This window comes from Pseudomonas fluvialis, from assembly GCF_002234375.1.
Classification (GTDB): domain Bacteria; phylum Pseudomonadota; class Gammaproteobacteria; order Pseudomonadales; family Pseudomonadaceae; genus Aquipseudomonas; species Aquipseudomonas fluvialis.
The window spans coordinates 12,945-37,291 of the sequence record NZ_NMQV01000014.1 but is presented as its reverse complement, the minus strand read 5'-3'; the positions used below and the strand labels follow the sequence as shown (position 1 = coordinate 37,291).

Sequence of the window (24,347 nt, the reverse complement as noted above, 5' to 3'; positions counted from 1 at the left end):
CTTGAAGCTGGAGGCTGAACGAAAAAGCACACCGAGCCAGCCGATAATTCATGGACGCTGAAGCAACCTGAGCAGACCGGAGAGCATCGCCGCGATACGCTTGCAGCGGTCAATCCAGTTCCGACCGATCTCGGTCGAAATAAAGCCGACCTCAACACCTATATAAATCTGAGTTCGCAACTCCGAACATGACCCTTTGGCCATGCTCAGAAAGTAACGTTTTTCCTTGTCGCCATCTCGCGTCATGCCTTCGGCAATATTGCTGGGAACGGACAAGGCCGAGCGGGTTATCTGATCCTTGAAGCCAAAATCCCGACAACCAGCCAGCTCTCGATATACATCCACCGAAAGTCTTGCAGAGAGTTTCCATACATCGAGCCGCTCGAAATCCATTTCATTCAGCCTCCAGCCTTCCAGCGCTTGTATCGGCTTTAAAAGTACCCCTGACGTTTCTTTTCTTCCATCGAACCGGCCTGATCATGGTCGATCACCCGGCCCTGGCGCTCGCTAGTACGGGTCAGGAGCATTTCCTGGATGATTTCCGGCAGCGTGGTCGCGGTGGATTCCACGGCACCGGTCAGCGGGTAGCAGCCGAGGGTACGGAAACGCACCATCTTCTTGGTGATGCGCGCCTTTTCCTCGTCCGACAGGTGCTCAAGGATGCGCTCGTCGTCGATCATGATCAGCGTGCCGTTCTTCTCGATCACTTCGCGCTCGGCGGCGAAGTACAGCGGCACGATCGGGATCTGCTCCAGGTAGATGTATTGCCAGATGTCCAGCTCGGTCCAGTTGGACAGCGGGAAGACGCGGATCGACTCACCCTTCTTGACCTTGCCGTTGTACACGTTCCACAGCTCGGGGCGCTGGTTCTTCGGGTCCCAGCGGTGCTTGCTGTCACGGAAGGAGTACACGCGCTCCTTGGCGCGGGACTTTTCCTCGTCGCGGCGCGCGCCACCAAAGGCGGCATCGAAGCCGTACTTGTCCAGCGCCTGCTTGAGACCCTCGGTCTTCATCACGTCGGTGTGCTTGGCACTGCCGTAGGTGAAGGGGTTCATGTCCTGCGCCACGCCATCTGGGTTGATGTGGGTGAGCAGGTCGAGGCCGTATTCGCTGACCATCTTCTCGCGGAAGCGGTACATCTCCTGGAATTTCCAGCGGGTATCCACGTGCAGCACCGGGAACGGCAGCTTGCCGGGGAAGAACGCCTTGCGCGCCAGATGCAGCATCACGGCGGAATCCTTGCCGATGGAATAGAGCATCACCGGGTTATCGAATTCGGCGGCCACCTCACGAATGATGTGGATGCTTTCCGCCTCGAGCTGTTTGAGGTGCGTCAGTTTGTCGAGCATGGCTACTCACGATTGGCTGGCTGAGGACGGCCCGAGGGCCTTGAACGTGGCGCACTCTAACACAGCACTTGCTTATATTGATGGCGCCACTTAGATCAAAACGTTCTGCTCATATAGCCTTCAAATCGGGTTGGGGCAGTCGATGAAGCGGTGTTCCAGAGCGAAATGGCTGGCCAGGTATTCACCCAGCGCCTGTACGCCGTAGCGCTCGGTGGCATGGTGCCCCGCGGCGATGAAGGCGATGTCGTTCTCCACGGCACTGTGGTAGGTCTGTTCGGAAGCCTCGCCGGTCAGGAACAGGTCCACTCCGGCGACAATCGCCTGTTCGATATAGCCCTGCCCGCCACCGCTGCACCAGCCAATGCGGCTGACCCGTCGCTGCGGGTTGACCAGCAGCGGCGCGCGTCCCAGTACCTGCTCGACGCGGGCGGCAAACTCGCCGGCCAGCAACGGTTGCGGCAGGCTGCCCTGCAAACCGATCACCTTGGGATTGCCCGGCACCAGCGCATCCTCCACCTCGATGCCCAGGCGGTGCGCCAGTTGTACGTTGTTACCCAGTTCGGCATGCACATCCAGCGGCAGGTGATAGGCCAGCAGGCTGATATCGTGCGCCAGCAGCGCCTTCAGACGGCGCTGCTTGCTGCCCACTACCCGGGCATCCTCGCCTTTCCAGAAGTAGCCGTGATGAACCAGCAGCACATCGGCTTCGGCGGCAATCGCCGCATCGATCAGCGCCTGGCTCGCCGTCACGCCACTGACGATACGCCGGACTTGCGGGCGCCCCTCCACCTGCAGGCCATTGGGGCAGTAGTCGCTGATACGTGCAGCATCCAGCAAGCGATCGGTTTCGGCGACCAGGTTGGTCAGGGCAATGGCCATGGCAGGGACTTCCTCGAACAGTACGCAGCGCGGCGGCTGCCGCCTATAATGGCCGCCACCTTAAGGGGCCGCCCGTGCCTCGACAACCCTCAGGATGTCTCCATGAACCAGGCCTTGCGTTACTTTGGCTGGCCGCTGCTGGCCGGCCTGCTGCTGGCGTTACTGCTCATCCAGCGCTACCCCCACTGGGTCGGCCTGGACCAGCCCGGCGCGCACGGCCAGGCTCTGCTTGGCGCCCGCTCGCTGGCGGCCACCTATTCCTATGCCAACGCGGTGGACAAGGCCTCGCCGGCAGTCGCCAACCTGTACACCAGCAAGCTGGTCAGCCGTGCCATGCACCCGCTCATGGAGGACCCGCAATTCCGTCAGTTCTTCGGTGACAACCTGCCGCGCCAGCAACGCATGGAGTCCAGCCTCGGTTCGGCGGTGCTGATCAGCCACGAGGGCTACCTGCTCACCAACAACCACGTCATCGCCGGCGCCGACCAGATCATCGTAGCCCTCAAGGACGGCCGGGAAACCCTGGCGCGTCTGGTCGGCAGCGACCCGGAAACCGACCTCGCGGTGCTCAAGATCGACCTACCCGACCTGCCGGCGATTGCCGTCGGGCGCTCCGACCGCATCCGCATTGGCGATGTGGCGCTGGCCATCGGCAATCCCTTCGGCCTGCAGCAGACGGTGACCATGGGCATTATCAGCGCCACCGGACGCAACCAGCTGGGCCTCAACACCTACGAGGACTTCATCCAGACCGATGCAGCGATCAACCCCGGCAACTCGGGGGGAGCGCTGATTGATGCGGAAGGCCAGCTGGTCGGCATCAATACCGCGATCTTTTCCAAGTCCGGCGGTTCGCAGGGCATCGGCTTTGCCATCCCGGTCAAGCTGGCCATGGAGGTGATGCAGTCGATCATCGAGCACGGCCGGGTGATCCGCGGCTGGCTGGGCATCGAAGTGCAGCAACTGACCCCAGAACTGATCGAGGCTTTCGGCCTGCAGGGGCGCGCCGGCATCCTGGTCGCCGGGATCTACCGGGGCAGCCCGGCGCAGCAGGCCAACCTGCTGCCCGGCGACATCATCCTGAGTATCGACGGCGAGGCAGCCAGCAATGGCCGGCGCTCCATGAACCAGGTGGCACGCACCCAGCCAGGACAACGCATCCAGATCGAAATCCTCCGCGATGGCAAGCTGTTGCAACTCAGCGCCGAGGTCGGCGTCCGCCCGACCGCCGGCGAGCAGTAGACACCCCGGCCGGCCCGCGCTGCGCGCTGGCCGGCCGGCAGCAGGGTGATCAGACCTTGCGCACGAACATCGACTTGAGCTTCATCGCGCCGATGCCGTCGATCTTGCAGTCGATGTCGTGGTCGCCGCCGCACAGACGGATGTTCTTCACCTTGGTGCCGACCTTGACCACCAGCGAGCTGCCCTTGACCTTGAGGTCCTTGATCACCGTAACGGTATCGCCGTCCTGCAACAGGTTACCTACCGCATCCTTGATCGGCGCATCAGCGTCGACGGCATCGCTGTCGCCCGCGGCCGACCACTCGTGGGCACATTCGGGGCAAATCAGCAGATCACCGTCGGCATAGCTATAGGGACTGGCGCATTGCGGGCAGGGTGGCAACTGGCTCACGGAAACTCCTCGACGGAATGGGAAAGCGCGGCATTGTACGCCGTTGACCGGGATGACGATCAGACACCGGCAAAAACCTGCCATTTCATTGATCTGCTACGGGGAAAAGTGCCGGCAGATCCTTATAGTGACCCACCATCACCTCTTTCGAGGTACTCCCTGTTCAGCGTGCCGCCTGCGTCCAAGGATTTACGCCCATGCGTGTCATCGTCATTGCTCTACTCGGCTGCCTGACCGGCAGCGTCATGGCCAGTGAAGAAGCACTGGAACGCTTCAACCGCATCACTGCCGACCCGCAACTGCGCGAACAGGCCTACGCCAGTGGCGCAGAGCGGGTACGCTTCTGCAGCTACTGCCACGGCGAAACCGGCAACAGCAAGCGCGCCTACATTCCCAACCTGGCGCAGCAGAGTCCGATCTACCTGTTCAATGCCTTCGAGAAATTCGCCAATGGCCAGCGCAGCGATTTCGTGATGAGCAAGCTGGCCAAGACCCTGACCCTGGAGGAGCGCGTGGACATCGCCGTGTACTTCAGCCAGCAGCAGGTCAAGGCACCCAAGGAGCCGGTCGATCCGGCCCTTCTGCAGCAGGGCCAGGCCATGTTCTCGAGGATTTGTGTGGCCTGCCATGGTGCCCAGGGCGAAGGCCAGGAAAGCATGCCGCGCCTGGCCGGCCAGCCTGCCGAGTACGTACGCAAGGCATTGACCCGCTTCCGCGACAAGGACCCCAGCCGCGCCGGCTCGGTGATGCTGACCATCGCCGAGAAGTTCACTGACCAGGAGATCAACGCCCTGGCCAGTTTCCTCCAGCAACTGGAACCCTGAGTCAGCAGCGGCCGGGTGACGCACCTCGAACAGCCAGGGCTGGCTGTTCGAGGCGTTTAGCAGGCGCTTAGAAGTGCGCCTTGAGCAGCAGGCTGGCGGTGTTCTGCTTGGTCGAACCGACGAAGTTGTCGCTGACGAAACCACCGTCCTGGATGCCGTACTTGTGCTTCCAGTAGTCGTATTCCACACCGACGTAGAACTGCTTCTCGCCCCAGCTCAGCGCCTTGCCCAGGTCATACTTGATCTGCGGGTTGATGTGCAGGTTGGCGTGATACTCACCAGCCGGGCCGTTGTCATCGTTATCGACCACCCAGTCGATGAAGCCGTCGATGAGGATGTCCGAGTTGCCCACCGGCAGGGTGTAGCCCCACACCGGAGTCACCTGCCAGACACCACTGCCGGCGCGCTTGCCATCGGTTTCGCGACGGTAGACGTTGAGCTGGAAGTAATCGAAGCCCGGCACCGCCAGGTCGAAGCCCGGGCCGATCAGGTAGCTTTCGACATCATCTTCACCAAACTCGTAGGTGGTCGCCAGCAGCACGTCACTGATCGGGCCGATGCTCAGCGGCATGTCGAAGACCTTGCCCAGGCTCAGTCGCGGCGACAGCTCGCCGTAGAAGGTACGGCTATCACCGGCACCGTTCTGCCCGCCGTTGTAGTGAATCAGGTCGGTGAAGAAGAACAGGTCACCGAAACGCCAGCCACTGGCATGTTCGAAGGTCACGGTTTGCTGGATGCCCGGATCGACCTTGTAGTCATGACCATACAGGTAGCTCAGGCTGTTGTTCTGCCAGTGCAGCAGCTCGCCAGCCAGCGCCGGCGTGGCGACAGTCAGCGAAGCGGCCAGGGCCAGCGCGCGGTAGGTGTGCGTCATAGGAATACTCCTGAAGGCGGCTGGCCATCGCCAGCATTAAAAAAGCTGGCGATTAAGTCAGATAACCCTGCCGGGAGCAATGGCATTTTTTGCCGCAGCCGGGAAAAACCGACCGCCGTTCAGCGCAACAACGCGGCCAGTTCCGGCCAGTCCTGCTCGGCCACTGCGCGCAGGCGCGCCTGCAACTGGCGGTAGCGCTGCAGCACCTGGCGGCCTTCGTCGCTGAGCTGGGCACCACCACCCTGGCGACCGCCGGCCAGGGCCTGCACCAGGGGCTGGCTGAAGCAGCGGTTCATGGTTTCCACCAGCAACCAGGCACGCCGGTAGGACATGCCCAGCGCACGGGCTGCCGCACTGATCGAGCCTTCCCGCTCGATGGCCTCGAGCAGATCGGCCTTGCCCGGCCCCATGGCAATCTCATCGCCCAGCATCAGGCGCACCTTAAGATCCAGCCGCTGCATCGCCTGCCCTCCTGTCGCGCCAGCGCCGCCAGTGTCGGCAAGCGCCGGACGCGACGCAAGCCTTCAACTACCGCCGCGCGCCAGACGCCAACGCTGCAACAGGCCATAGGCCGCCGGCAACAGCAACAGTGACAGCAAGGGCGCGCTGAGCATGCCGCCCACCAACGGTGCGGCGATACGCTGCATGATCTCGGCACCGCTGCCGCTGCCCCAGAACATCGGCAACAGCCCGACTACCAGCACCGCCACAGTCATCACCTTGGGCCGCACCCGCAGCACCGCGCCCTCCACCAGCGCCTCCTGCAAGGCCTGGACACTCTTCGCGCCTGCGGCCTGGCGGGCTCGCCAGGCATTATCCAAGTAGAGCAACATGATCACCCCGAACTCCGCCGCCACACCGGCCAGGGCGATGAAGCCGACCGCCGTGGCCACCGACAGGTTGAAGTCCAGCAGGTAGAGCAGCCATACCCCGCCGATCAGCGCAAACGGCAAGCTGGCCATGATCAGCAGGGCCTCGCCAACACGCCGGAAGGTCAGGTAGAGCAGCACGAAGATGATCAGCAGGGTCGCCGGCAGTACCCAGGCCAGGCGCGCATTGGCACGCTGCAGGTACTCGAACTGGCCGGCATAGGCCAGGGCAACGCCGGCCGGCAAAGCCACTTCGCGGGCAATGCGCTGCTCCAGCTCACGCACCGTCGACAGCAGGTCACGACCACGAATGTCCACGTAGACCCAACCCGCCAGGCGCGCATTCTCGCTACGCAGCATCGGCGGCCCCTCGCTCAGGCTGATCTGCGCCACATCACCGAGGCGCAACTGCTGCCCAGACGGGCTGAGCAGCGGCAGCCGCCGCAACGCCTCCGGACTATCGCGCCAGGCCCGCGGATAGCGCAGGCTGATCGGGAAACGCGCCTGCCCCTCGACCACCTCGCCGATAGTGCGACCACCAACCACCCCGGCCACCAGTGCCTGCACGTCGGCAATGTTCAGACCGAAGCGCGCGGCAGCTCGCCGGTCGATCTGCACATCCAGGTAGGCGCCACCCACCAGGCGCTCGGCGAGCGCCGACGTTACCCCCGGCACCTGGCGCGCCTGGGCTTCGACCGCCTGCGCCACCTGCTCGATGAGCTGCAGTGACGGCCCGCTGACCTTGATGCCCAGCGGACTCTTGATCCCGGTGGCCAGCATATCGATGCGGTTGCGAATCGGCGGCACCCAGACATTCGCCAGGCCAGGCACCTGCACCGCGCGATCCAGCTCTTCGAGCAGGCGCTCCGGGGTCATGCCGGGGCGCCACTCGTCACGGGGCCGCAGGCGAATGCTGGTTTCGAACATTTCCAGCGGTGCCGGGTCGGTAGCCGTCTCGGCACGCCCGGCCTTACCCATCACCCGCTCTACCTCGGGTACCGTACGGATCATCCGATTGGTTTGCTGGAGCAGCTCGCTCGCCTTGTTGGCAGACAGCCCGGGGAGTGCCGAAGGCATGTACAGCAAGTCGCCTTCATCCAGCGGCGGGAGGAACTCGCCACCCAAGCGACTCAGCGGCCACAGGCAGGACAGCAGCAACAGCAGTCCCAACGCCAGGGTCAGTCGCGGCCAGGCCAGCACGCGCAGCAACAGCGGCCGGTAGGCGGCAATCAGCCAGCGATTCAACGGATTGCGCTGCTCACCGTGGATGCGTCCACGAATCCAGTAGCCCATGAGTACCGGCACCAGGGTCACCGACAGGCCCGCCGCCGCCGCCATGGCATAGGTCTTGGTAAACGCCAGCGGGCCGAACAGCCGGCCCTCCTGCGCCTGCAAGCTGAATACCGGAATGAACGACAGGGTAATGATCAGCAGGCTGAAGAACAGCGCTGGCCCCACCTCCTCGGCCGCATCGCCGATCAGCTGCCAGTGTTGCGCACCGTGCAGACGCTGCCCGGGATGCGCCTGCTGCCAGGCCTCGATGCGCTTGTGCGCGTTCTCGATCATCACCAGCGCCGCATCGACCATGGTGCCGATGGCGATGGCGATACCACCGAGCGACATCAGGTTGGCATTGACGCCCTGCCAGTGCATGACGATGAAGGCCAGCAGCACCCCCAGCGGCAGGCTGATCACCGCCACCAACGAGGAACGCAGGTGGCCCAGGAACAACAGGCAGACCACGGCCACGACGATGAACTCCTCGACCAGCTTGCCACCCAGGTAGCCGATGGCGCGATCAATCAGTTCGCTACGATCGTAAGTGGTGACGATCTCCACGCCTGGCGGCAGGCTGGCGCGCAGTTGCTGCAGTTTCTCGTGCAGCAGCGCGAGGGTGGCCCGGGCATCCTTGCCGGCACGCAGGATCACGACGCCACCGACCACCTCGCCTTCGCCATCCAGCTCGGCAACGCCGCGGCGCATCTCCGGCCCCAGCTGGATATGTGCCACCTGGCCAAGCAACACCGGCACGCCTCGCGCATCCACACGCAACGGCACCTGGCGGAAATCCTCCAGGCTCTGCAAGTAGCCAGTGGCGCGGACCATGTACTCGCGCTCGGCGAGCTCCAGCACGGCGCCACCGCTTTCCTGGTTGGCGGCCTGCAAAGCCTGCTCCACCTGTTGCGGGGTGATCCCGTAGACCAGTAACTTTTGCGGGTCGAGCACGACCTGGTACTGGCGCACCATGCCTCCCAGGCTGGCAACCTCGGCCACATTGCGCAGGCTGGTCAGCTCATAGCGCAGGAACCAATCCTGCAGGGCGCGCAGCTCGGCGAGGTCATGGCGGCCACTACGATCGACCAGGGCGTATTGGAAGATCCAGCCCAGCCCGGTGGCATCCGGCCCCAGGCTGCTCTGCACGCCCGGCGGCAGGCGCCCCTGCGCCTGGTTGAGGTACTCCAGCACGCGCGAGCGTGCCCAGTACAGGTCGGTGCCCTCCTCGAACAGCACATAGATGAAGGAATCGCCATAGAAGGAATAGCCGCGCACCGTCTGTGCACCCGGCACGGCCAGCAGGCTGCTGGCCAGTGGATAGGTCACCTGCTGCTCGACCAGCTGCGGAGCCTGTCCGGGGTAGCTGGTGCGGATGATCACCTGCGGATCGGACAGGTCAGGCAGGGCATCCAGCGGGGTCTGCTGGAGCGACCACAGTCCCCAGGCGCTGAGCAGCAGCGTGCTCAGCAGCACCAGCAGGCGCTGCTGCAAAGACCAGCGGATGATGCGCGCAATCATGGCTGCACCTCCAGCACATCGATGCGTTCCACCTGCAAGCCCTGTGCGCCCTGGCTGACCCCGACACGCACGCGCATGCCCTCCACCAGCCCCTCGCCCAGCTCGGCACGCGCCAGGCGAAACGGCATGGTCATGCCCGGCATGTTGAGTGTTACAAAGGGCCCGTGTTCGAGCAGCAAACGCTGCCCTTCGATACCGCGTATCCAGCCGTCCGCCTCATGCAGCGGGGCCTGCGCCGGACGACTGGCCAAGCCACGCAGGCTGGCTTCGGAATCGAGCAGAAACTGCCCGGAACTGACGACCTGCTGCCCCTCCTGTAGGCCTTCGAGGATTTCCACCCACTGGCCGTTATCACGGCCAAGGCGTACCTCCTGGGCAACGAAGCGCCCGTCCTCCTCAGCCAGCATGACCAGGTTGCGCTGGCCACTGCGAATCACCGCTTCACCCGGCAGGCGCAGACTCGGCTGCGCGTCCTGCAGACGCAGTTCCAGTTCGGCGAACATGCCTGGGCGCAGCCGCCCCTCGGGGTTGGCCAGCTCGCTGCGCAGGGTCAGGGTACGTGTCTGCGCATCCAGGCTGGGTAACAACGCCAGCACCCGGGCTTCCAGCGGCTGCCCAGGTTGGGCCGCCAGGTGTACGCGCAACGGCATGCCGGGACGGACCCGCAGCGCCGCCTGCTCAGTCACTGCTGCCTCCAGCCATACCGTGTCCAGCCCGTTGAGCAGGGCCAGTTGCTGCCCGCTGCTGACGCGCATGCCCAGGCGCAGATCAAGTTGCTGCAGCTCGCCGGCCGCCGGGGTACGCAGGGTATAGAGTCCTGCCGCGCGTCGACTGCGCGACAGTTCGGCGATGTCCGCGGCAGGCATGCCAAGCAACAACAAGCGCTGGTGTGCCGCCTCCTGCAAGGCTCGGTCGGCATGCGCCAGCAGGGCCAGGTACTCCAGTTGCGCCGCCTGCCAGGCAGGCACCAGCAGGTCAGCCAGGGGCGTGCCGGCCGCCAGCACATCGCCGGGGGCATGCCCATAGACTCGCTCGACAAAGGCATCGGCGCGCGCCTGCAGGCGTATGACCTGGCGCTGGTTGTAGGCCAGGCTGGCGGGCAGTCGCCAGTTTTCCTCCCAGGCGGCGCGAGTGACCCGCGTGGTACGCATGCCCAGGCTCTGTACCCGCTCGGCACTGACCTGCAGGCCGGCCTGTTCGTTCTGCTGGTCGGCATAGCGCGGCACCAGCTGCATGTCCATGAACGGCGACTTGCCGGGTTGGCTGAAATGCTGGTCGGGACGCATCGGGTCATACCAGTACAGGACTCGGCGCTCATCGCTCGGCGTATCCGCAGCGGCAGACCCATGAGCATGTCCCGCATCCCCGTCGGTCGGCTGCTGCATCGCCAGCCAGTAGCCCAGCAGGCCGCCGGCCAGTAACAGGCCGACGGCCAGAAAAGTCATCAGGGTAGCGCGCTTCATGGCTGCGGCTCCTCCAGGTAAAGGTGATAAAGCTGCGCATCGAGCTGGCTCAGGCGCCCCTGTAGCTGCAATTCGCGCAGGCGGCTGTCAGCCAGCGCCTGGCGCGCCAGCAAGACGGCCTGCAAGGGCTGGCCTCCCGCCTGGTAGGCCGCCAGTTGCAGCGTCACGGCTTGCTCGGCCAAGGGCACCAGCTGCGTCTGGCTGCGCTGCACGGCCTGTTGCAACTGCTGGCGGCTGGCCAGCGCGCCCTGCAGCTCGGCCTGCAGTTGACGCCACAGGGCGTCCTGCTGCGCCTCGCTCTGCCGCTGTAACTGACGCTGCGCGGCGATACGCGGTCCCTGGCGACTGCCGACGAACAGCGGCAGATCGACCCGCCACTCCAGCATGAGCATGTCGCCATAGCCGGCACGGTTGCCGTAAGCCACTTCCACAGCCCAATCCGGGCGCTTTTCGGCCAGCGCCTGCTGCAACCCGGCATCCGCCTGGACAACTCGCGCCCGCTGCACCTGCAAGTCCGGGTGCTGCTGCAGGGCAGCCTGCAACTGCGCGGCATCCAACGTTCGCTGCGGCGGCGGACCTTGCAGCGACTGCCAGGCCGCTGCGCCAATCCAGCGTGCCAACTGGCTACGCGCGGCCTGCAGATCACGCTGCAACTCCTCGTCGCGCTCATCCAGCAACAGCCATTGCTGGTCCAGCTGCAGCCACTCGGCTGGCGTGCTGCGCCCTTCCGCAAGGGCCGCCGGCAAACTGTCACGCTGCATGGCCACGGCTTGCCGCCATTGCGCCAGCAAGGGCTGGCGCTGTTCCAGGTAATACAATTCCAGCCAGGCCAGGGCCGCCTGCAAACGGCTTTGCCGCTGACTGAGCTGGCTGGCGGCCAGCGCCAGGCCGATCTCCGCCTCCGCCTGCTGTTCGCGTGCGGCACGTTTGGCCGCGTTGGGCACACTCTGCATGACACCCAGGCGCCGCTGGGTCATGGGGTCCTGATTGAGACTGAAGCGTTCGCGGCCATCCAGCGGCAGGTTGTCCAGGCCGAGGATCAGTTGTGGATCGGGCAGTTCGCCAGCAGCCTGGCGGACCACCTGTGCGGCCTCCAGCCCTGCGGCAGCGGCTTCATTCTGCGGTGCCGAGTGCAGCGCCAGGCGCAACGCGTCGGCATAGCTCAGCGACTCCGGCGCAGCGCCCAGGCCCTGGCTGATACACAGCAGCCAAAGGCCCAGGGCAACGCCACGGGAAAAAACAGGCATGGTCGGTTCTCCAATGCACAGTAACAGGCCGTGGACAGCCGCCACGGCTACTCGCCGGTCAAGCCGGCACGGTTCAGGGCATCAGAGGGCGCGGGGTGGACGCCAATGGGGCAAGGGCGCCAAGGCCAGGGGACGGGAAAGCATGGGCTGCAGTGGCGCTTGCACCAGCGGTTGCTGCAAGCTCATCGGCCAGGCCAGTACCAGGCAGGCGCCACCACAACTGTGGCCATTCTCGCAGGAGCTGGGCGCCTGCTCGGCTGCGAGGGCATGGCAGTCATCGACGACTGCTACGTCATGCGCTGCAGCCTCGCTATGCTCAGCGCAATGCGGCATCGCCACGGCCGCACTCAAGCCGGCCAGGCTCGGCAACAGCAGGGCAGACAGCAGGCTCAACAGCAGCAACAGGCGCACAGTAGGATTCCGCACAAAACACGACCCGGACGGTCACGCTGGCCACAGTCTAGCCTAACGAAGGCTACCCCGAAAGCCGATCACCGCGGCGGCTTGTCGCCGGCAGCACGAGCTGGCAGGGTGCAGCCTGTCCCCACAACAACAGCTACAGGACACCCGCATGTCGCGCACCTACCGCATCATTCCCGCCGACTGTGCCGATTACCGGCGCCTGGCCGAACGCCGCCTGCCCCGCTTTCTTTTCGACTACATCGATGGCGGCGCCAATGCCGAGCACACCCTGACCGCCAACTGCGCCGACTTTGCCCGCCTGCGCCTGCGCCAGCGCGTGCTGTGCGACGTCAGCCAGCTGGACACGCGCTGCCAGCTGTTCGGCCGGACGCTAAGCATGCCGCTGACCCTGGCACCATTGGGCATGGCCGGGCTCTATGCGCGGCGCGGCGAGGTGCAGGCGGCCCGTGCCGCCGAGGCTGTGGGCGTGCCTTTCAGCCTGTCTACCGTCGGTATCTGCGCCGTGGAAGAAGTACATGCGGCGTGCGCCCAGCCCTGCTGGTTCCAGTTGTACATGCTGCGTGACCGTGGCGCCGTAACGGCCTTGCTGCAACGGGCGCTGGCGGCTGGCTGCGACACCCTGCTGTTTACCGTGGACCTGCCGGTGGCCGGCATCCGCCGGCGCGATATCCGCAACGGCATGCTGGATGCCGGCTGGCGCGGGCGGCTGGCCAAGGCCACGCAACTGGCACTCAGCCCGCACTGGCTGGTTGACGTGGGCATTGCCGGCAAGCCGCATCATTTCGGCAACCTGGCTGACCGGGTGGCCGACCCCAGCGACCTGACAGCCTTCAAGGCCTGGCTGGATGCGCAGTTCGATCCCTCGGTCAGCTGGGCGGATATCCACTGGCTGCGCCAGCAATGGCCCGGCAAGCTGATTCTCAAGGGTATTCTCGAACCGGCCGATGCGCTGCGCGCCCTGCAATGCGGCGCCGACGGCATCGTGCTGTCCAACCATGGCGGTCGCCAACTGGACAGCGTGGCCTCGACCATCAGCCAGCTGCCCGGCGTGGCGAGCGCACTCGACGGACGCCTGCCGATCCTTCTGGATGGCGGCGTACGCAGTGGCGTTGACCTGCTCAAGGCCCTGGCCCTCGGCGCCCAGGGCGTGCTGATCGGTCGCCCCTGGGCCTGGGCCCTGGCCGGCGCCGGTCAGGCTGGCGTGCAAAACCTGCTGGAAGCCCTGCGCAACGAACTGGCTGTGGCCATGGCGCTGTGTGGCGTCAGTCGCATCGAGCAGATCAACGCCGAACTGCTGGAGCCCTGCCAGGCCGGCTAATCGCCTGCCCGGCGCGGCAATCCCAGCGAGCACAGCGCCGCCAGCAGCACGAACAGGCTCGACCACCACAGGCAGGTGGCCAGGCCGTACTGCTGGTAGAGCCAGCCCGAGAGCAGCGTACCCATCAGCCGGCCCAGGGCGTTGGACATGTAGTAGAAGCCCACGTCCAGCGATACGCCGTCTTCCTTGGCGTAGCTGACGATCAGGTAGCTGTGCAGCGAGGAGTTCACCGCGAACAGCACGCCAAACAGCAGCAACCCGCCGAGCAGCACCCACTGCGCTGGCCAGCCAGTACCGAGGCCCAGCGCGATCAGCGCCGGCAGGCCGGCCAGCAGCGCGGCCCAGACGAACGCGCTGCGGCCGTCCGGCAGCTGTCCGCGTTGTTTGCCGGTGATACGCGGGGCGAAGGACTGCACGATGCCGTAGCCGATGACCCAGGCAGCGAGAAAACCACCCACCATCCAGAAGTCCCAGCCGAACACCGTGCTCAGGTACACCGGCAGCGCCACCACGAACCACACGTCGCGGGCGCCGAACAAAAACAGGCGGGCGGCCGACAGGATGTTGATCGCCCGGCTCTTCGACAGCAGGTCGCGGAACTTCGGCTTGGCCTTGGCTTTGCCCAGGTCCTTCTTCAGCAACACCCGGCTGCCCAGCCAGATCAGCGCCAGCACGGCGGCCATCGCCAGCACCGCGCCGCTGAAGCCGAGCAGCGCCAGCAGCGCACCGCCGAGGAAGAAGCCGACGCCCTTGAGCGCATTCTTCGAGCCGGTGAGGATGGCCACCCACTGGTATAGGGTGCCCTGCTGGTTGTCCGGCACCAGGAGCTTGATCGAGCTCTTGGCGCTCATCTTGTTGAGGTCCTTGGCGATACCCGACAGCGCCTGCGCGCCCATCACCCAGGGCACGGTCAGCCAGGCGGTGGGCACCGTGAGCATCAGCAGGGCCAGTACCTGCAGGCCCAGGCCGAGGTTCATGGTGCGGTTCAGGCCCAGGCGCGCGCCGAGGTAGCCACCGACCAGGTTGGTGACCACGCCGAATATCTCGTAGAACAGGAACAGCGCGGCGATCTGCAGCGGCGTGTAGCCCAGGCTGTGGAAGTGCAGCACCACCAGCATGCGCAGGGCACCGTCGGTGAGGGTGAAGGCCCAGTAGTTGCCGGTGACCAGCAGGTACTGGCGGACTTGCGCAGACAGGGCTGACAACGCCTTCATGATCGCCGATTACCCCGCCGCGCCGACCAGCCGCGCCAGCTCTGCTGCGCGGTTGGCATAGCCCCACTCGTTGTCGTACCAGGCATATACCTTCACCTGGGTGCCATTGACCACCAGGGTCGACAGCGCATCGATGATCGAGGAGCGCGGGTCGGTACGGTAGTCGATGGACACCAGCGGGCGCTCCTCGTAGCCGAGGATGTTCTTCAGCGGGCCCTCGGCGGCGGCCTTGAGCAGCGCATTGACCTCCTCGGCGCTGGTCGCGCGCTCGACCTCGAACACGCAGTCGGTCAGCGAGGCGTTGGCCAGCGGCACGCGCACGGCGTGGCCATTCAGCTTGCCGCGCAGCTCGGGGAAGATCTCGGCAATCGCGGTGGCCGAGCCGGTGGTGGTGGGGATCAGACTGAGCCCTGAGGCGCGGGCGCGGCGCAGGTCCTTGTGCGGCGTGTCGAGGATGCTCTGGGTGTTGGTCAGGTCGTGGATGGTGGTGATCGAGCCGTGGCGGATGCCCAGCGCTTCGTGGATCACCTTGACCACCGGCGCCAGGCAGTTGGTGGTGCAGGAGGCGGCCGTGACAATGCGGTGCTGCGCCGGGTCGAACAGCTGCTGGTTGACGCCCATCACCACGTTCAGCGCGCCCGGCTCCTTGACCGGCGCGCAAACCACCACGCGCTTCACGCCCTGCTCCAGATAGCCCTGCAGCACGGCGACCGTCTTCATCTTGCCGCTGGCTTCGAGCACCAGGTCGCAGCCGCTCCAGTCGGTGTCGGCGATGGCTTTGTTGGCCGTCACGCGGATGCGCTTGCCGGCGATCACCACGCAGTCGCCATCGCTGCCGGCCTCGTGCTGCCAGCGGCCATGCACCGAGTCGAAATTCAGCAGGTGGGCATGGGTGGCGGCGTCGCCGGCCGGGTCGTTGATCTGCACGAACTCCAGCTCGGGCCAGTCCCAGGCGGCGCGCAGGGCCAGACGGCCGATGCGGCCGAAGCCGTTGATGCCTACTTTGATGGTCATGGTGAATCCTCGTTAACGGCGAAACGGGTAGGTGGAACGCGCGGTAGTGAGGCCTGTCAGGCGCACAGGGGCTTGCGCCCCGGCCGGTCGCGCATCTGCCAGAGGCGCTCGACGTCCTGGCGCAACCATTCGGCGTTGTGCTCCAGAGTCTGCCTGAGCACCTCGCCCACCCACGCCGGCAGTTGCGGATGCAGGCGGTAGTAGACCCACTGGCCGTTGCGCCGGTCCTCCAGCAGGCCGCTGCCGCGCAGCAGGGCCAGGTGGCGGGAAATCTTCGGCTGCGCCTCGTCGAGCGCCGCGGTCAGCTCGCAGACACACAGCTCCTGCTCCAGGCTGAGCAGCAGCGCGATGCGTGCGCGAGTCTCATCGGCCAGGCACTTGAACAGCTCGGTGGGCGACAGCAGGCCGCCTTCAGCCACGGGCGCGGCCGGCCGGCTCTTGATCAGCACGAACAGCTTTATCCGCTCGTGAATCTCCTGCAGCGTCTTGCGGTAGGCGGCCTTGTCCGTACTGGTCGCCGGGTCCGCGAAGTTCCAGGCGATGTACTCGCCCGCCCCGGGCAACGCCAGGCACTCCAGCGCGGATTTGTCGCACAGGGTGATCACATAGTCGAAGGGCTCGCCGGTCACCTGCTCGATGGACTTGCTGAACAGACCCTCGCAAGAGATGCCAAGCTGTTGCAGGGCATGGCGGGCGCGGTCATCCACCTGCGTAGGCGCGCTACCAGCGCTGAAGGCCTCGAAATGCTCCGGATCGAGGTGACGCAACAGGGCTTCGGCCATCTGCGAGCGTGAGGAGTTGGCTACACAGAGAAAGAGCACACGCTGTTTCTGACTCATGTTGATCTCTATCAAAGATGCACGGCAGCGAATATATTATTCTTCATATATTCGGTAAAGCGAATATTATTGGGCCCTTGGCCCGTCGAGGATAGGCAGCAAACGATGACATCTGCATGTGAAGTCGCGACAAAACAGGCCTCTGGCGCGCCGCTCGGCTTTTTCGAGCGCTACCTGACGCTGTGGGTGTTTCTGTGCATCATCGCCGGCACCCTGCTCGGCCTGCTGATGCCCGAGGCCGCCCAGGCCATCGGCGCGCTGGAAGTGGCGCAGGTCAATCTGCCGGTCGGCCTGCTGATCTGGGTGATGATCATCCCCATGCTGATGAAGATCGACTTCGCGGCGCTGCATGAGGTTCGCCAGCAGAAAGCCGGCATGGGCGTCACCCTGCTGGTCAACTGGGCGATCAAGCCGTTTTCCATGGCGCTGATCGGCTGGCTGTTCATCAAGGTGCTGTTCGCCGACTGGCTGCCGGCCGGCGAGCTGGACAGCTACATGGCCGGGCTGATCCTGCTGGGCGCCGCGCCCTGCACGGCGATGGTGTTCGTGTGGAGCAACCTGTGCAACGGCAACGCCAACTTCACCCTCACCCAGGTCGCGCTGAATGACTTGATCATGGTGTTCGCCTTCGCGCCCATCGTCGCCCTGCTGCTCGGTGTTTCGTCGATCCCGGTGCCCTGGGACACCCTGCTGCTTTCGGTGCTGATGTACATCGTCATCCCGCTGGCCATCGCCCAGTTCCTCCGCGCGCAGTTGCTCAAGCGCGGTGCAGAGGCGTTCCAGGCCGCGCTGGCGAAGATTTCGCCCTTCTCCATCCTGGCCCTGCTGGCCACCCTGGTGCTGCTGTTTTCCTTCCAGGGCGAAGCCATCGTCGAACAGCCGCTGGTGATCGGCCTGCTTGCCGTGCCGATCCTGCTGCAGACCCTGTTCATCGCCGCGCTCGGCTACTGGCTGTGCCGCCGTCTGCGGGTACGTCACGACGTAGCCGGGCCGGCCAGCATGATCGGCGCCTCGAACTTCTTCGAACTGGCGGTGGCCGTGGCCATCGTGCTCTACGGTTTCGACTCCGGCGCCGCGCTGGCCACGGTGGTCGGCGTGCTGATCGAGGTGCCGGTGATGCTCTGGCTGGTGCGCAGGGTCAATCGCAGCCGTGCCTGGTACGAACGCGCCCTGCCGCGCCCGTGAGGAGCTGAACCATGGATAGCTTCGCCTGGCTGAACGACCAGCTGCTGCGCATGAACTGGCTGTCCGATCTGGTGCGCCTGCTGATCGAAAAGGTCTTCGGCCTGGACATGGCCAGCCGCCTGGGCGGTAGCCTGCATTTCTTCATCTACGACGTGATCAAGATCTTCATCCTGCTCTCGGTGCTGATCTTCGTCATCTCCTGGGTGCAAAGCTATTTCCCGCCCGAGCGCACCCGGCGCATTCTCGGCGGCATGCGCGGCTTCAGGGCCAACCTCACCGGTGCGCTGCTCGGCACGGTCACGCCGTTCTGCTCCTGCTCGTCAATTCCGCTGTTCATCGGCTTCACCAGTTCCGGGCTGCCGCTGGCGGTGACCTTTTCGTTCCTGATCTCTTCGCCACTGGTCGACCTGGCCTCGATGATCCTGCTGGCCAGCATCTTCAACTGGTCGATAGCCCTGGCCTACGTGGTGGTCGGCATTGTTCTGGCGGTACTCGGCGGCAGTCTGATCGGACGGGCGCGCATGGAACGCTACGTCGAAGCCTTCGTGACCCAGCACCGGGCGCTCGATCTGCCCGTCGAGCAACTAACTCTGGCGGATCGCCTGCGCTATGCGCGCCAGCAGGTCGCGGAGATCATCCAGCGTGTCTGGCTGTATATCCTGATCGGCGTGGGCATCGGCGCCGCCATCCACAACTGGATTCCCGCCGAGCTGATCAGCGACCTGATCGGCCAGAACAACTGGTGGTCGGTACCGCTGGCGACATTGGTCGGGGTGCCAATGTACGCCGATATTTTCGGCACCCTGCCGATTGCCGAAGCCCTGGTGGCCAAGGGCGTCGGCCTGGGCACGGTGCTGGCGTTCATGATGGCGGTAACCGCGCTATCGCTACCAGCGCTGATCATGCTGAAAAAGGTGGTGAAGGCCCCCCTGCTTGCCCTGTTCTTCACCATCGTGGTGGTCGGCATCACGTTGATCGGCTATCTGTTCAACCATTTCGCCTACCTTTTGCTTTAGGCAGACAAGGAGCCTCCCATGCACATCAAGATCCTCGGCCCAGGTTGCAAGAAATGCCAACTGCTCCTGGAGAATACCCAGCAAGCCCTAGCCACCCTGGGCATGGATGCCTCCATCGAAAAAGTCAGCGACTATGCCGCCATCGCCGCCCTGGGTGTCATGAGCACACCCGCGCTGGTCATCAATGAGCGCGTCGTCGCCAGCGGCCGCGTTCTCGACAGTCAGGAAATCGCCCACCTGCTGCTGCAGGCCTGAAAGACTTACCCCTGCCAGGCGACCATGCGATGATGGCCGCCCCACTCACCTGGAACGCCATCATGCCTACCAGCCAAGCTCTGCTCGACGATCCTCACTGGCAACAACACTGTGAGGCTGCCGCCCTTGACCCCGAGCGCCGCCTGGCCGCACGCCTGGCCGTGCTACAGAACAGTCACAGCCTGGAAGCCACCCTGTATCGCCCGGACCACGAAGACCCTGATGCCGAGGAAAACGACCTGGGCGAGGCCTGCGTGGAACTGCGCGGGGTCTTCGAGCCACCGCAGGACTGGGATGCCGCCGAGCGCGAGGAGTACTACGACGGCGAAGATCCGCAGACTTTCTTCAGCGCCCGCGTGGAATGCCAGGCACGCCCTGGCAGCACAGACTTCTTCCAACCGGAACCCGGTGACCTGCTGGCCGTCACCGAAGCCGACGGCCGCGTGCAGATGTACTACCTCTACGAAAGCTTCGAGGATGACGACGGCTGGCAGTGCGTGCTGATCCGCGAGGACGAAGTGCTCGCCTGAGCCGTCAATCCACGCCGAACAGGTCGCGGCTGTAGACCTTCTCCGCGACATCGGCCAGGGCCGGATCGCGGCGATTGCAGAGAATCAGCTCGGCACGCGCCTTGAACTGGGCCAGCTCTTCGCAATGGCTGGCCCAGGGCAACTCCCTTTCGCCCAGGCCAGGCTGGTAGACCAGCACCTCGACCCCCTGCGCCTGCAACAGGCGCAGCACGTCGACGATGCTTGATTCACGGTAATTGGCCGAGCCCTGCTTCATCGCCAACTGGTAGGCACCCACCACCCGGGGCTGGCGGCGCAGAATATCCTCGACCAGCCACTGCTTGCGCTCGGCATTGGCCTCGACCACCGCCGCGATCAGGCTATGCGGCAGCCCGGCAAAATCGGCCAGCAACTGGCGGGTATCCTTGGGCAGGCAATAGCCCCCGTAGCCAAAGGACGGGTTGTTGTAGTGCCGGCCGATGCGCGGATCGGCGCATACCCCCTCGACCAGCTGCCGGGCATCCAGGCCACGCCCCAGGGCAAAACTGTCCAGCTCATTGAAGAACGCCACGCGCATCGCCAGGTAGCTGTTGGCAAACAGCTTGATGGCCTCGGCCTCGTCGCTGCCGCACACCTGCACAGGCGCATCACGCCGCTCGGCAGCCTCCAGCAGCAACTCGGCAAACGGCCGGGCCAGGTGCGGGTCACCACCGACCACGATGCGCGAGGGAGCCAGGCAGTCCTGCAGGGCCTGCCCTTCACGGAGAAACTCCGGACTGAACAGGAGCCGGGCGGTCTCGCCCAGCTGCCCACGCAACCGCCGGCAGTAGCCGATCGGCACCGTGGACTTGACCACCAGGCAGGCGTCCGGGCAATAGCGCTGCGCAGCGGCGGCCACCGTCTCGACGGAGCGCGTGTCGAAGCAGCCGCGCACGGCATCGAAGTCCGTGGGCGTGGCAATCAGCACATAGTCCGCGCCGGCATACGCTTCGGCAGGATCGAGGGTGGCACTCAGCGCCAGGCATTGTTCGTCCAGCCAGCGCTGCGCCAGCTGATCATCAATCGGCGAGCGGCGCTGGTTGATGCTGACCACCTTGTCGGCCTGCACGTCCAGCACCACCACCTGGTGCTGGCGCGCCAGCATCAGCGCATTGGCCATGCCGATATAGCCGGCCCCAACAACCACGAATTTCATTGTCCTGCTCTCCCATCCTTGATGAAAAACCACTCGAACAGCCGCGCAGCGCGCTGTTGCCGGGTATAGCGCGCCAAAGTGACAGGCAAAGGACGGCCCCGCCTCAACCTGGTGCCTGCCCGGCCGGCTGCGCACCTCGCCGCCCTGCTTTGGTGCGCACCATGGCCAGCCACCCCGCGGAGGCCTGATTTCACGGCTCTACACTTCTGGCACGCCGCTTGCGATGCACAGGATGCCCGCCGCGCAAGGAGAGGTATCCATGGCCCGCGAGTTCTATGATGAGATGTACGACGGCAGCGGCAACTGCCGCAGCCATTACCGCGAGTTCGCCCGCTGGCTGGCCGCGACACCCGCCGAGCAACTGGCACGTCGGCGCCAGGAGGCTGATCTGCTGTTCCACCGCGCCGGCATCACCTTCACCCTGTATGGCGACGAGCAGGGCACCGAGCGCCTGATTCCCTTCGACACCATCCCGCGCAGCATCCCGGCGCGCGAGTGGAAGACCATCGAGCAGGGCTGCATCCAGCGCGTGAAGGCGTTGAATATGTTCCTCGCCGACCTCTACCACGAGCAACGCATCCTCAAGGCCGGGATCATCCCCGCCGAACAGGTGCTGGCCAACGACCAGTACCAGCTGGCCATGCAGGGCCTGGACCTGCACCGTGACCTGTATGCACACATCGCCGGGGTCGACCTGGTACGCGACGGCGACGGCACTTACTACGTACTGGAAGACAACCTGCGCACACCCAGTGGCGTCAGCTACATGCTCGAAGACCGCAAGATGATGATGCGACTGTTCCCCGAACTGTTCGCCGCGCAGCGCATCGCGCCCATCGACCACTACCCCAGCCTGCTGCTGGCTACGCTGAAGAGCGCCAGCGCGGTGGACGATCCCTGCGTGGTGGTGCTGACTCCCGGTCACTTCAACAGTGCCTACTTCGAGCATGCCTTCCTGGCCCGCGAGATGGGCGTGGAGCTGGTCGAGGGGGCCGACCTGTTCGTGCGCGACGAGCAGGTGTTCATGCGCACCACCGCCGGCCCGCGGCGGGTCGACGTGATCTACCGCCGGCTGGACGATGCCTTCCTCGATCCGCTGGCCTTCAACCCCGACTCCATGCTCGGCGTACCAGGGCTGCTCTCGGCCTACCGTGCCGGGCGGGTGGTGCTGGCCAACGCCATCGGCACCGGAGTGGCCGACGACAAGTCGATCTACCCCTACGTGCCGGAGATGATCCGCTTCTACCTGGACGAGGCGCCGATCCTCGCCAACGTGCCGACCTGGCAGTGCCGCAAGCCGGCTGAACTGTCCCACGTGCTGGCCCATCTGCCCGAATTGGTGGTCAAGGAGACCCAGGGCTCCGGCGGCTACGGCATGCTGGTCGGGCCGACCGCCAGTCGAGCCGAGATCGAGGCTTTCCGCGAACGCCTCAAGGCCAACCCGGCAGCCTATATCGCCCAGCCTACCCTGAGCCTGTCGACCTGCCCGACCTTCGTCGAGCAGGGCGTCGCGCCACGCCATATCGATCTGCGCCCCTTCGTGCTGTCCGGCCGGGAAACCCGCCTGGTGCCCGGCGGCCTGACCCGCGTGGCGCTGCGCGAAGGCTCGCTGGTGGTCAACTCGTCGCAGGGCGGCGGCACCAAGGACACCTGGGTGGTGGAGGACTGAACATGCTGTCGAGAACCGCTGCCGCACTCTATTGGATGTCGCGCTACCTGGAGCGTGCCGAGAACCTGGCGCGCATGCTGGATGTCAGTTACTCGCTGTCACTGATGCCGCAGGACGGCAGTGGCGACGGCCTGGATGAACTGGCCATGCCGCTGCAGATCACCGGCACCCTGGAGGACTACCGCAACCGCCATGGCGCACTGGATGCCGAGCGCCTGCTGCACTTCTTCGCCCTCGATGGCGACAACCCCGGCTCGATCTTCAGCTGCCTGCGCGCCGCGCGCAGCAACGCCCATGTGGTGCGCGGACGGATCAGCGCCGACATGTGGGAGAACATCAACGCCACCTGGCTGGAAATGCGCGAGATCGCCTCGCAAGGCCTGGGCGGCTACGGCATCAGTGCCTTTTGCGAGTGGGTCAAGCAACGCTCACATCTCTATCGCGGTGCCGCCTTCGGTACCAGCCTGCGCAACGATGCCTTCCGCTTCATCCGCCTGGGCACCTACATCGAACGCGCCGACAACAGCCTGCGCCTGCTCGATTCGCGCTATGAAATGCTCGGCGAGCAGGCCGAAGAAGGCTCGGCGCGCGACTACTACCAATGGAGTGCGCTGCTGCGCGCCCTCTCGGTATTCGAGGCGTTCAGCGAGATTTACCGTGGCGCGCCGGACAAGCGCCAGGTCGCCGAACTGTTGATCCTGCGCGAGGACGTACCGCGCTCGCTGCGCGCCTGCCTGGGTGAAGCCGCGCTGATCCTTGCCAGCCTGCCTGGCGAAAACGGCCGTCCGGCGCAACGCATGGCCGCCGAACTGGAAGCGCGCCTGCGCTACACCGGCATCGAGGAAATCCTCGCCACCGGCCTGCACGCCTGGCTATCCGAATGCATCCTGCACATCAACCACCTGGCCGGCGCCATCCACAGCGCCTATCTGGAGGCCGCATGAAACTCGCCATCCGTCATGACACCACCTATCGTTACGATGACCAGGTGCGCGCCAGCATCCAGTACCTGCGCCTGACCCCGCAGGAAAGCCAGCGCCAACACGTACTCGACTGGCATCTCGAATTACCGCGCCCGGTACCGGCGCAGCGGGATCCCTATGGCAACATCCTGCATGTACTGAGCCTCGATGAGCCACATGACTCGCTACTGATCAGTGCGCATGGCCAGGTTGAAATCGACACCACGCGCGACTGCGAGCAGGACAGCCTGTCGCCACTGCCGTTCCTGCGTTTCACCCGGCTGACCCAGGCTGACGAGGCCTTGCGCCAGTTCGCCCGGCGCTATTGCGGCGCACACCGTGACCGCGCGGCCCTCAGCGAGCTGATGTTCGGCCTGGCCGATGCCATGCCCTACAGCCCAGGCAGCACCCGCGTCGACAGTACCGCCGCGGAAGCCTTCGCGGTCGGCGCCGGGGTCTGCCAGGATCACAGCCATGCCTTCCTGGCCTGCGCACGCAGCCTGGGCGTGGCCGCACGCTATGTATCCGGCTACCTGTTCAGCGATGACAGCGCCCACCTGGCCAGCCACGCCTGGGCAGAAGCCTGGATCGATGGCGCCTGGTACAGCTTCGACGTGACCAATGGTCTGACACGTGCTGAGCGTCACCTCAAGCTCGCCGTGGGACTGGACTATCTGGACGCCTGCCCGGTACGCGGCATGCGCCGTGGCGGCAGTGGCGAACAGATGCATGCACGTGTCCAGGTCAGCCAACAACGGGTGCAAGCCCAGCAATGATGCGCCAGACTGGCTACCCGCAAGCCCTGCAGAGTGCTCCG

24 protein-coding genes are annotated in these 24,347 nt (G+C 65.2%); 10 read left to right on the top strand and 14 right to left on the bottom strand.

Annotation, left to right across the window (positions count from 1 at the left end):
- Positions 1-48 precede the first annotated feature (48 nt).
- The 3 genes from CFY91_RS08305 to CFY91_RS08295 form a co-directional block, all read right to left on the bottom strand.
- A complete protein-coding gene (locus CFY91_RS08305) occupies positions 49-393 on the bottom strand; it encodes a four helix bundle protein (RefSeq protein ID WP_093985888.1) in 345 nt (114 codons plus the stop codon).
- Between the two features lie 38 nt (positions 394-431).
- Entirely contained in the window at positions 432-1,349 is a 918-nt protein-coding gene (gene cysD / locus CFY91_RS08300) for a sulfate adenylyltransferase subunit CysD (protein ID WP_093985887.1), read from the bottom strand.
- Between the two features lie 120 nt (positions 1,350-1,469).
- Positions 1,470-2,228 (bottom strand): Nif3-like dinuclear metal center hexameric protein, encoded by a 759-nt coding sequence (locus CFY91_RS08295; protein ID WP_093985886.1) that lies wholly within the window; start codon positions 2,226-2,228, stop codon positions 1,470-1,472.
- A 102-nt stretch (positions 2,229-2,330) separates the two neighbouring features.
- Here CFY91_RS08295 and algW point away from each other — a divergent pair, with 102 nt between their 5' ends.
- Entirely contained in the window at positions 2,331-3,470 is a 1,140-nt protein-coding gene (gene algW, locus CFY91_RS08290; RefSeq protein ID WP_093985885.1) for a Do family serine endopeptidase AlgW, read from the top strand.
- Between the two features lie 49 nt (positions 3,471-3,519).
- Here the strand turns inward: algW and CFY91_RS08285 are convergent, their stop codons facing one another.
- Positions 3,520-3,861, bottom strand: a complete 342-nt coding sequence (locus CFY91_RS08285; protein ID WP_093985884.1) for a zinc ribbon domain-containing protein YjdM — start codon at positions 3,859-3,861, stop codon at positions 3,520-3,522.
- Between the two features lie 197 nt (positions 3,862-4,058).
- Here CFY91_RS08285 and CFY91_RS08280 point away from each other — a divergent pair, with 197 nt between their 5' ends.
- Positions 4,059-4,685 carry a c-type cytochrome gene (locus CFY91_RS08280; protein ID WP_093985883.1) on the top strand — a complete coding sequence of 209 codons (627 nt, stop codon included), beginning with the start codon at positions 4,059-4,061 and terminating at the stop codon, positions 4,683-4,685.
- A gap of 67 nt (positions 4,686-4,752) precedes the next feature.
- Here the strand turns inward: CFY91_RS08280 and CFY91_RS08275 are convergent, their stop codons facing one another.
- The 6 genes from CFY91_RS08275 to CFY91_RS08250 form a co-directional block, all read right to left on the bottom strand.
- A complete protein-coding gene (locus CFY91_RS08275) occupies positions 4,753-5,559 on the bottom strand; it encodes an outer membrane protein OmpK (RefSeq protein WP_093985882.1) in 807 nt (268 codons plus the stop codon).
- A 119-nt stretch (positions 5,560-5,678) separates the two neighbouring features.
- Positions 5,679-6,020, bottom strand: coding sequence for a winged helix-turn-helix domain-containing protein (locus CFY91_RS08270; protein ID WP_093985881.1), 342 nt, complete (start codon positions 6,018-6,020; stop codon positions 5,679-5,681).
- Between the two features lie 63 nt (positions 6,021-6,083).
- A complete protein-coding gene (locus CFY91_RS08265; protein WP_093985880.1) occupies positions 6,084-9,221 on the bottom strand; it encodes an efflux RND transporter permease subunit in 3,138 nt (1,045 codons plus the stop codon).
- Positions 9,218-10,684, bottom strand: coding sequence for an efflux RND transporter periplasmic adaptor subunit (locus tag CFY91_RS08260; RefSeq protein WP_093985879.1), 1,467 nt, complete (start codon positions 10,682-10,684; stop codon positions 9,218-9,220). The genes CFY91_RS08265 and CFY91_RS08260 overlap by 4 nt, the downstream gene beginning before the upstream one ends.
- Complete coding sequence (locus CFY91_RS08255) at positions 10,681-11,931, bottom strand: TolC family protein (protein WP_093985878.1); 1,251 nt, start codon at positions 11,929-11,931, stop codon at positions 10,681-10,683. Before CFY91_RS08255 ends, CFY91_RS08260 begins: the two co-directional genes overlap by 4 nt.
- Positions 11,932-12,012: 81 nt before the next feature.
- On the bottom strand, positions 12,013-12,342 hold the full coding sequence (locus CFY91_RS08250) for a hypothetical protein (RefSeq protein ID WP_093985877.1): 330 nt from the start codon (positions 12,340-12,342) through the stop codon (positions 12,013-12,015).
- A gap of 160 nt (positions 12,343-12,502) precedes the next feature.
- Here CFY91_RS08250 and CFY91_RS08245 point away from each other — a divergent pair, with 160 nt between their 5' ends.
- Positions 12,503-13,672, top strand: coding sequence for an L-lactate dehydrogenase (locus CFY91_RS08245; RefSeq protein ID WP_093985876.1), 1,170 nt, complete (start codon positions 12,503-12,505; stop codon positions 13,670-13,672).
- Here CFY91_RS08245 and arsJ read toward each other — a convergent pair.
- From arsJ to CFY91_RS16295, 3 genes are read right to left on the bottom strand one after another with little or no spacing between them, the layout of a single operon-like run.
- The gene (gene arsJ / locus CFY91_RS08240; protein WP_093985875.1) at positions 13,669-14,886 is read right to left on the bottom strand and encodes an organoarsenical effux MFS transporter ArsJ; all 1,218 of its coding nucleotides are present in this window, start codon (positions 14,884-14,886) and stop codon (positions 13,669-13,671) included. The two genes, CFY91_RS08245 and arsJ, sit on opposite strands and share 4 nt — an antisense overlap.
- Positions 14,887-14,895: 9 nt before the next feature.
- Complete coding sequence (locus CFY91_RS08235; RefSeq protein ID WP_093985874.1) at positions 14,896-15,900, bottom strand: ArsJ-associated glyceraldehyde-3-phosphate dehydrogenase; 1,005 nt, start codon at positions 15,898-15,900, stop codon at positions 14,896-14,898.
- A 56-nt stretch (positions 15,901-15,956) separates the two neighbouring features.
- Positions 15,957-16,739, bottom strand: a complete 783-nt coding sequence (locus CFY91_RS16295; protein ID WP_093985873.1) for a metalloregulator ArsR/SmtB family transcription factor — start codon at positions 16,737-16,739, stop codon at positions 15,957-15,959.
- Positions 16,740-16,844: 105 nt separating this feature from the next.
- Here CFY91_RS16295 and arsB point away from each other — a divergent pair, with 105 nt between their 5' ends.
- From arsB to CFY91_RS08210, 4 genes are all read left to right on the top strand, one after another.
- A complete protein-coding gene (gene arsB, locus CFY91_RS08225; protein WP_093985872.1) occupies positions 16,845-17,924 on the top strand; it encodes an ACR3 family arsenite efflux transporter in 1,080 nt (359 codons plus the stop codon).
- 11 nt (positions 17,925-17,935) lie between these two features.
- Positions 17,936-18,940 carry a permease gene (locus CFY91_RS08220; protein WP_093985871.1) on the top strand — a complete coding sequence of 335 codons (1,005 nt, stop codon included), beginning with the start codon at positions 17,936-17,938 and terminating at the stop codon, positions 18,938-18,940.
- An 18-nt stretch (positions 18,941-18,958) separates the two neighbouring features.
- Positions 18,959-19,195 (top strand): thioredoxin family protein, encoded by a 237-nt coding sequence (locus CFY91_RS08215; protein WP_093985870.1) that lies wholly within the window; start codon positions 18,959-18,961, stop codon positions 19,193-19,195.
- A 62-nt stretch (positions 19,196-19,257) separates the two neighbouring features.
- Positions 19,258-19,725, top strand: a complete 468-nt coding sequence (locus tag CFY91_RS08210; protein WP_093986048.1) for a hypothetical protein — start codon at positions 19,258-19,260, stop codon at positions 19,723-19,725.
- 4 nt (positions 19,726-19,729) lie between these two features.
- Here the strand turns inward: CFY91_RS08210 and CFY91_RS08205 are convergent, their stop codons facing one another.
- On the bottom strand, positions 19,730-20,899 hold the full coding sequence (locus CFY91_RS08205) for a nucleotide sugar dehydrogenase (protein WP_093985869.1): 1,170 nt from the start codon (positions 20,897-20,899) through the stop codon (positions 19,730-19,732).
- A 259-nt stretch (positions 20,900-21,158) separates the two neighbouring features.
- On the opposite strand from CFY91_RS08205, the gene CFY91_RS08200 reads away from it, so the two are divergent.
- The 3 genes from CFY91_RS08200 to CFY91_RS08190 are packed head-to-tail and all read left to right on the top strand — an operon-like array spanning position 21,159 to position 24,306.
- Positions 21,159-22,568, top strand: a complete 1,410-nt coding sequence (locus tag CFY91_RS08200; protein WP_093985868.1) for a circularly permuted type 2 ATP-grasp protein — start codon at positions 21,159-21,161, stop codon at positions 22,566-22,568.
- Between the two features lie 2 nt (positions 22,569-22,570).
- Positions 22,571-23,512, top strand: a complete 942-nt coding sequence (locus CFY91_RS08195; RefSeq protein WP_093985867.1) for an alpha-E domain-containing protein — start codon at positions 22,571-22,573, stop codon at positions 23,510-23,512.
- The gene (locus CFY91_RS08190) at positions 23,509-24,306 is read left to right on the top strand and encodes a transglutaminase family protein (protein WP_093985866.1); all 798 of its coding nucleotides are present in this window, start codon (positions 23,509-23,511) and stop codon (positions 24,304-24,306) included. The genes CFY91_RS08195 and CFY91_RS08190 overlap by 4 nt, the downstream gene beginning before the upstream one ends.
- The last annotated feature ends 41 nt before the right edge of the window (positions 24,307-24,347 follow it).